The sequence below is a fragment of the Pararcticibacter amylolyticus genome (assembly GCF_003130405.1).
In the GTDB taxonomy this organism is placed as follows: domain Bacteria; phylum Bacteroidota; class Bacteroidia; order Sphingobacteriales; family Sphingobacteriaceae; genus Arcticibacter; species Arcticibacter amylolyticus.
On sequence record NZ_QEAS01000001.1, the window covers coordinates 255,587 to 262,327 of the forward strand.

Consider the following 6,741-nt stretch of genomic DNA (forward strand, 5'->3'; position numbering starts at 1 on the left):
AAATTTTGTCATGGGGTAAAACAAGCGGTATTGTAATCTGGTAGACAATAAAAAAAATTGTTATTTTGAAATGATTCAGTTAAAAGCTGCCGGAAAAGCGAATTAGCCGGAATTTTTAATGGACAGTGTTTTAAGCAAAGATAAACCAGTAGTAAGACTAAGGGCCTTCAGGGCGATAGATGATCCTGAGACTTGTGCTTTGTTTGTGGATGGGCACATGCACGTACTGACAAATTTTGGCATTCAAAAAATTACATCCGCCCGGAATGAATGGCTTCATAACCCTGCTGTTTTTGTATTGATTGTAGAATCCCTTGATAAGAAAAAAGTTTTTGGCGGGGTGAGGATACACGTAGCCGGAGGGACCGAGCCGCTACCTATTGAGCAGGCAACAGGGGCTATGGATCCTTACGTCTATGACCTGGTGAAACAATACGCCTTAAGCGGAACCGGCGAAGGGTGCGGCTTATGGAACTCGAGAGAAATTGCAGGCTATGGGATCGGAAGTATTTTCCTGACACGTGCCGGTCTCGCCGTAGCTCCTCAAATCGGCATCAAATCATTATTCGCCCTTTGCGCTCCCTATACGGTCAAACTCTCCGAAACTATCGGTTACCGGATAGAAAAAAGGGTGGGTAATAATGGAACTTTTTATTACCCTAAGCTCGACCTGATAGCGACAACTATGATTTATGAAGACCTTGAAAACCTGAGTACTGCAAGCGAAGAGGATCGTACTGCCGTAATGGAGTTGAGAAAAAACCCTAATATTGTACGTACTGAAGTACTCAGAAAAAAAGAAATTGAGATTCATTATGAAATTAACATCCCGAAACTGGATCAGTGGAGCCTTGCTGACACAATCACCAACTCCCAGAAACAGCGGACGACCAATAAAATAGATGAGACAAACCTGAATTTACTGTAAAGGACAAATTATTAACATATCGGAGATGCCGGAAAAACACTATAACATCCACTACCTTGAGGGTACCGCTTTGGTATTAAAGAACATCAAGGAAAACTCGTATAAACCATTTGCTGGAATTGAACAGGGACTCATTCTTGACCTGGGTTGCGGACCAGGTATAGACGCTATCAACATAGCGAAAATACTGGGGCAGCAGGTCAAAGTGACAGGAATTGATCACGATCCTGTGATGATTGACAAAGCGAAAACTTCTGCAGAAGCTGTCCCGAATGTCGATTTTATTCTTTCCGAGGCTTACCCTGTCCCGTTTGATGACCAGTCGGTAGACGGTGCCCGTGCAGAAAGATTATTGCAGCACCTGAAGGAACCCGCCGCACTGGTAGCAGAAGCATATCGTGTACTCCGATCGGGAAGCCCCTTTGTCATCGTTGAAACAGATTGGAGCAGCTTATCTTTCTATAACGCAGACATATCAACAGCAAAGAAAGTAAATGAGTACCTTACCGGAAAAAAGGTAAATAACGGGGCGGTCGCACGCGAAACATCTAGTCTTCTCAAAGGCTCTCATTTCAAGAACATTTCACTCGAAGTTTATCCGTTCGTTGTAAGGTCTCTTAACGAAATCTTTACTTACCTGTTGTTAGACCAGTCATTAACAGAAATGAAAGACAAGGGATACCTGACAGAAAATGAACATACAGCATTCATAAAAGATCTGGAAGAAGCGGAAGCCAGCGGCTATTTTGTTTGCACGATCAACTTAATTATCGCTTCGGCCGTTAAATAACATTCAGTTATGTTCAGACTGCATTTTATCATTCTGGCTTTTCTTGCAATACCATTCTTTTGTAAGGCTGACATCATCTTTACTCAGTCATCCGGAAGGATATTATTAGAAAAAGGCTTATCCGTATTGAATCCGGAGAAAGAGCTGAATTTAAGCAAGGTGATAAAATCACAGGATTTCCGGCCCGTTAAAGCTGACGTACCCAATATTGGAGTAACACAACATAGCGTTTGGGTGAAGTTTACGATTAACAATCAAAGCGATGACGCACACCTTTTGCTCGATCTTTCTTATCCGAGACTTGACGAAGTGGAGTTAATCACTCTTGCTGATGGAAAGATCATAAGAAAGCTTATCAGCAGTAAAAAGGGCTTCAGTCAGCGTCCTTATAAAACAGCAGGTTATATCTTTCCCCTGGACATCCCGAAAGGACAAACAAAAACGTATTATCTGAGAGTTAAAGGACAGGAACATATCTTTATCCCACTTTATCTCAACCATGAGAAAGAACAGATCCTGCACACAAGCCGGGATAACGTCTTATCGGGAATTTATCTCGGCATAGTGCTCATCATGGTACTGTACAACTTGTTTATTTATCTCTCGGTTAAGGACAGGAGCTATGTTTATTATGTTGTATATGTGCTGTTCGCCGGACTCACGCAGTTCGGGCTTAAGGGCTATAACTTTCAGTATCTCTGGCCAGGCTCACCACACTTTGATTCACTAAGTATCACGCTGTTCGCCTGTATCAGCGGAATCGCCGCCCTGCTGTTTTCAAGAAAATTCCTTGATCTCACGGTTCATTACAAAAAATTCAGCATTGTCCTGCTGGTCTTTACAGGTCTTTTTATAATCAGTCTGGGTATCTTAAGTACAGGACGGACCCGGGAGGCATTCCAGCTTATGCAGCTTAATACCTCTATCTCTTCTGTCGGTGTATTTTACATATCCCTGTTTCTTTTGATAAAAGGACACAGGGGGGCTAAGTTCTTCTTTTCGGCCTGGTCTGTTTTATTAACCGGCGCCCTGATATTTCTCCTGAAAGACTACGGGATATTTCCCTACAACACCTTCACCATTAACTCCGTGCAGGCTGCTTCTGCCATCGAGATGGCCCTTCTGTCATTCGGTCTTGCCGACAGGATCAACATTCTCAAGAAGGAAAAGGAACTCTCGCAAGCTGAAGCGCTGAGGGTTGCGAATGAAAATGCACGGATTATAAGGGAACAGAATGTAATGCTTGAAAACAAGGTGAATGAACGCACCCTGGAACTTAAGGAATCGAACGAAGAGCTGAATGTTACCCTTGAAAACTTAAAGCAGGCCCAAAGTCAACTGGTGGAATCTGAAAAAATGGCCTCTTTAGGCCAGTTAACCGCAGGGATCGCTCATGAAATAAACAACCCCATCAACTTTGTCACCTCCAATGTAAACCCGTTGAAACGTGACTTCGATTTGCTATTAGAAACCATCACTCAGCTTGAAAATACGGCTCTTTCGGAAGATTCTATTCCCGAAAAACAAAAAAGCATTGACGAGCTGAAAGAAGAGCTTGATTTCGACTACCTGAAGATCGAAATCTCTCATCTTTTAAAAGGTATACATGAAGGCGCATCCCGTACAGCCGAGATTGTAAAGGGCTTGCGCATATTCTCACGGGTCGACGAAGACGACCTGAAAAGCGCTGATGTAATTGCCGGACTGGAGTCTACCCTCGTCATTATTAATAACCTGCTGAATAACAGGATCAGGATCATAAAGAAATACTCTGAAATGCCCCTGGTCGAGTGTTATCCCGGGAAATTGAATCAGGTGTTCCTGAATATCCTTACAAATGCGATCCATGCAATTAATAAAAGATACGGCGAAAACACTGGCGGCGAGATCAGGATCAGCACCTCATATAACGAAGAAAGCGTTTTTATCACGATAGAGGATAACGGGACAGGAATGGATGAAAACACAAAAAAGAAGATCTTTGATCCTTTTTTCACGACTAAGGATGTAGGTGAAGGTACAGGATTGGGAATGTCTATCGCTTATAACACCATAAATAAACACAAAGGGCAGATCATTGTCAATTCTGCTCCCGGACAAGGAACCGGGTTTACGCTCCAGTTGCCCCTTCGGCAATAATCAGGATATTCGGTATATTTTATACCAGTTAACACAATTGCTCTCTTTAATTCTTTACTTACATACAAGAATAAAATCCATTCATACAGGTGTCGGGGAAAATAAAAATATTATATGTTGATGATGAGCTTAACAACCTTACAGGTTTTAAGGCTACGCTGAGGTTAGACTTCCATGTGCTGATCTCACAAACACCTGCCGATGCTGTAAAGCTTTTGGATGAACATCCTGACATCCGGATCATTTTCTGTGATCAGCGTATGCCGGATAAAACAGGAGTCGAATTTTTTGAGGAGATCAGGACTGTCTATCCATTGCCGGTCAGAATCCTCTTAACCGGCTATGCAGATATCGAATCAGTCATAGATGCCGTCAACAAAAGTCATATCTTCAGATATGTCAAAAAACCATGGGTATATGAGGATCTGATCTCCGCCATAAATGAATCGAATAATTTCTATCTCGCCAACTCAATGCTTCATATAAAAAATGAAGAACTGCAAAAGGCGTATAATGAGCTCGACAAATTCGCCTATAGCGTAAGTCACGACATACGGGGACCATTATCCGGAATCCTTGGCGCCATTAATCTGTCACGCGACATGGATGATATCGACGAAATAAGGCCTTTACTGGAACTCATGGAAAAATCCGTAAAAAAGCTCGATACTTTTATCCTTGGAATGCATGAATACTATAGCTTACAAAGAGGTGGGTTAATAATTAAAGATATTGATTTTAATAAAATTGTGAATGATTTAAAAGATATTTATAAAGTATATGCAACCACGAATAATATAGAGTTTGAAACAAACTTACACGTGAATGAACCTTTCCGTAATGATGAGATGGTAACCAACACGATATTGAACAATCTTATATCCAATGCTTTCAAATACCAAAAGACAGGGCCTTCCCCCCGGCTGGTACAGCTAAACATTGATGTAAACAGAGGCCAGGCAACGATCGTAGTAAAAGACAATGGAATAGGTATTCCAAAAGAGTACAGGGAAGACATTTTTAATCTTTTCTTTCGTGCCAGCGCCAGAGCAGCAGGCGCTGGATTTGGTTTATACAATGTTAAAAACGCCCTTCTTAAATTGAATGGTCAGATAAAAGTCGATTCAGAGGTGGAGGTTGGCACAACATTTACAGTTAAAATTCCAAACAAATAACCATGAAATTATCGTTTATTGTTATCGATGACAGTGAACTGGATTGTTATATTGAAAAAAAACTAATCCGGCATACAGGAAAAAGTTTTGAAATAAGCATCTATATGGAAGCCGATATAGCGCTCAGCCATATTAAAGAAAATGCCGGATCATTGAATGGTATCCTTACAGTGGTTCTGCTCGACGTACTAATGCCGGTTATGGACGGATTTAAATTTCTTGAAGAATTTAACCGGTTGCCGGAAGAGATCAGGAACCAGTATTTTATTATTGCTATCACCTCATCTCTGAACAAAAACGATATCGATTCAATCAGGAGGGACCCATCGGTGAAAGGAGTGATGGATAAGCCTCTCCAGCTCAATGAACTTGATGCGATTCTGAAGGAGAATGATATTGAGTGGACTACCGGCTAAAGCCCTTTATCAGGACAGCAGCTTTTGTCTTAGAAGAAATTCCAGCTGGTCATTCGACACTGCCAGCTTCTCGTTCATTTCCTTTACATCCTTCCTCTTTTTATATACTTCGTATGCCCTTTCAATAGTCATATCGAGCTCATTTTCATCCCAGGGTTTAGCCAGATAATGAAATATCTTCCCTTTATTCACTGCATCAACAACGGCACTCATATCGGCATAACCGGTTAAAAGGATTCGCATCGGATCAGGAAACTTTTCGATAATCTTCTCCAGGAATTCAACACCCGTCATGTTAGGCATTCTCTGATCTGTAATAATAACCTCAACAGGTTTGGTCTCCATTATGCGTATTGCCTCATCCCCGCTTATTGCAGTATAAACCTGGTATTTAATTCTGAATGCGGCCTTAAAAGAGATAAGATTGTTCTCTTCATCATCCACGTATAATATTGCAATTTTCTTATCTGCCATAGTGAAAAATATTGCCTGTAATTAAAGTACGAAAAAAAAGGAAAAGTGTTATACTAATTTAATCATTTCTTTTGAAATACCGGAGACTTAGCCCCTCAGCATCAAATACAGCATAGGAAAAGTAACTGATCCATTCCCCCAGGTTGACATACCGGCTGCTTTCATTAAGTTTTATATCCAGAGGAAGATGCCGATGACCGTAAATAAAGTAATCGAAATGTTCCCTCTTCAGTATCTCCTTACTGTAAACTACCAGCCATTCTTTTTCATCCCCCAGAAAACGTTCCTTTTTCAAACCGGCAATCCGGCTCCGGCGCGACCATGCAAGGGCGATACCAATGCCCAGATTTGGATGAATCCGGGCAAACAGCCATTGACACACTTTGCTTCTGAAGATCTTCTTAAGTACTTTATATTTTAAGTCACCCGGACCAAGTCCGTCCCCGTGATGAATATAGAATCTCTTCCCTCCTCTTTCAATAATAAGTTCATCGGAAACGATCTCAACTCCCATTTCCTTAGAGAGGTAGCCAAACATCCACATATCGTGATTGCCTTTGAACATAATGATTCTAACGCCCAGATCTGCAAGTTCCGCGAGTTTTCCGAAGAACCTAGTAAAACCCTTAGGTACTGCGTGCCGGTATTCGAACCAAAAGTCAAAGACATCGCCAACCAGATATAACTCTGAAGCATCTTCTTTAATAGAATCAAGCCAGGCGACTACATTTGCCTCCCTCTGCCTGCTGAGCTTGTAGTCAGCCACTCCCAGATGAAAGTCGGAAGCAAAGTATATTTTATTTCGTATGGACATTCGGA

7 protein-coding genes are annotated in these 6,741 nt (G+C 41.6%); 5 read left to right on the forward strand and 2 right to left on the reverse strand.

The window, feature by feature from the left end:
- Positions 1 to 118 precede the first annotated feature (118 nt).
- From DDR33_RS01075 to DDR33_RS01095, 5 genes are all read left to right on the forward strand, one after another.
- Positions 119 to 928, forward strand: a complete 810-nt coding sequence (locus tag DDR33_RS01075) for a hypothetical protein (RefSeq protein ID WP_109413907.1) — start codon at positions 119 to 121, stop codon at positions 926 to 928.
- Between the two features lie 25 nt (positions 929 to 953).
- The gene (locus DDR33_RS01080) at positions 954 to 1,718 is read left to right on the forward strand and encodes a methyltransferase domain-containing protein (protein WP_109413908.1); all 765 of its coding nucleotides are present in this window, start codon (positions 954 to 956) and stop codon (positions 1,716 to 1,718) included.
- A 9-nt stretch (positions 1,719 to 1,727) separates the two neighbouring features.
- Positions 1,728 to 3,857 (forward strand): sensor histidine kinase, encoded by a 2,130-nt coding sequence (locus tag DDR33_RS01085; RefSeq protein WP_109413909.1) that lies wholly within the window; start codon positions 1,728 to 1,730, stop codon positions 3,855 to 3,857.
- Positions 3,858 to 3,946: 89 nt separating this feature from the next.
- The gene (locus tag DDR33_RS01090; RefSeq protein WP_109413910.1) at positions 3,947 to 5,032 is read left to right on the forward strand and encodes a hybrid sensor histidine kinase/response regulator; all 1,086 of its coding nucleotides are present in this window, start codon (positions 3,947 to 3,949) and stop codon (positions 5,030 to 5,032) included.
- Between the two features lie 2 nt (positions 5,033 to 5,034).
- Entirely contained in the window at positions 5,035 to 5,448 is a 414-nt protein-coding gene (locus tag DDR33_RS01095; RefSeq protein ID WP_109413911.1) for a response regulator, read from the forward strand.
- Between the two features lie 9 nt (positions 5,449 to 5,457).
- Here DDR33_RS01095 and DDR33_RS01100 read toward each other — a convergent pair whose 3' ends face one another.
- Both DDR33_RS01100 and DDR33_RS01105 read right to left on the reverse strand, forming a co-directional pair.
- On the reverse strand, positions 5,458 to 5,922 hold the full coding sequence (locus DDR33_RS01100; RefSeq protein WP_109413912.1) for a response regulator: 465 nt from the start codon (positions 5,920 to 5,922) through the stop codon (positions 5,458 to 5,460).
- 58 nt (positions 5,923 to 5,980) lie between these two features.
- A partial coding sequence (locus DDR33_RS01105) for a UDP-2,3-diacylglucosamine diphosphatase (RefSeq protein WP_394341095.1) occupies positions 5,981 to 6,741 on the reverse strand: 761 nt, incomplete at its 5' end.

Coding starts and splice junctions, on each gene's coding strand:
- DDR33_RS01075 (WP_109413907.1), top strand. CDS start 119: ATGGACAGTGTTTTAAGCAAAGATAAACCAGTAGTAAGACTAAGGGCC.
- DDR33_RS01080 (WP_109413908.1), top strand. CDS start 954: ATGCCGGAAAAACACTATAACATCCACTACCTTGAGGGTACCGCTTTG.
- DDR33_RS01085 (WP_109413909.1), top strand. CDS start 1,728: ATGTTCAGACTGCATTTTATCATTCTGGCTTTTCTTGCAATACCATTC.
- DDR33_RS01095 (WP_109413911.1), top strand. CDS start 5,035: ATGAAATTATCGTTTATTGTTATCGATGACAGTGAACTGGATTGTTAT.
- DDR33_RS01100 (WP_109413912.1), bottom strand. CDS start 5,922: ATGGCAGATAAGAAAATTGCAATATTATACGTGGATGATGAAGAGAAC.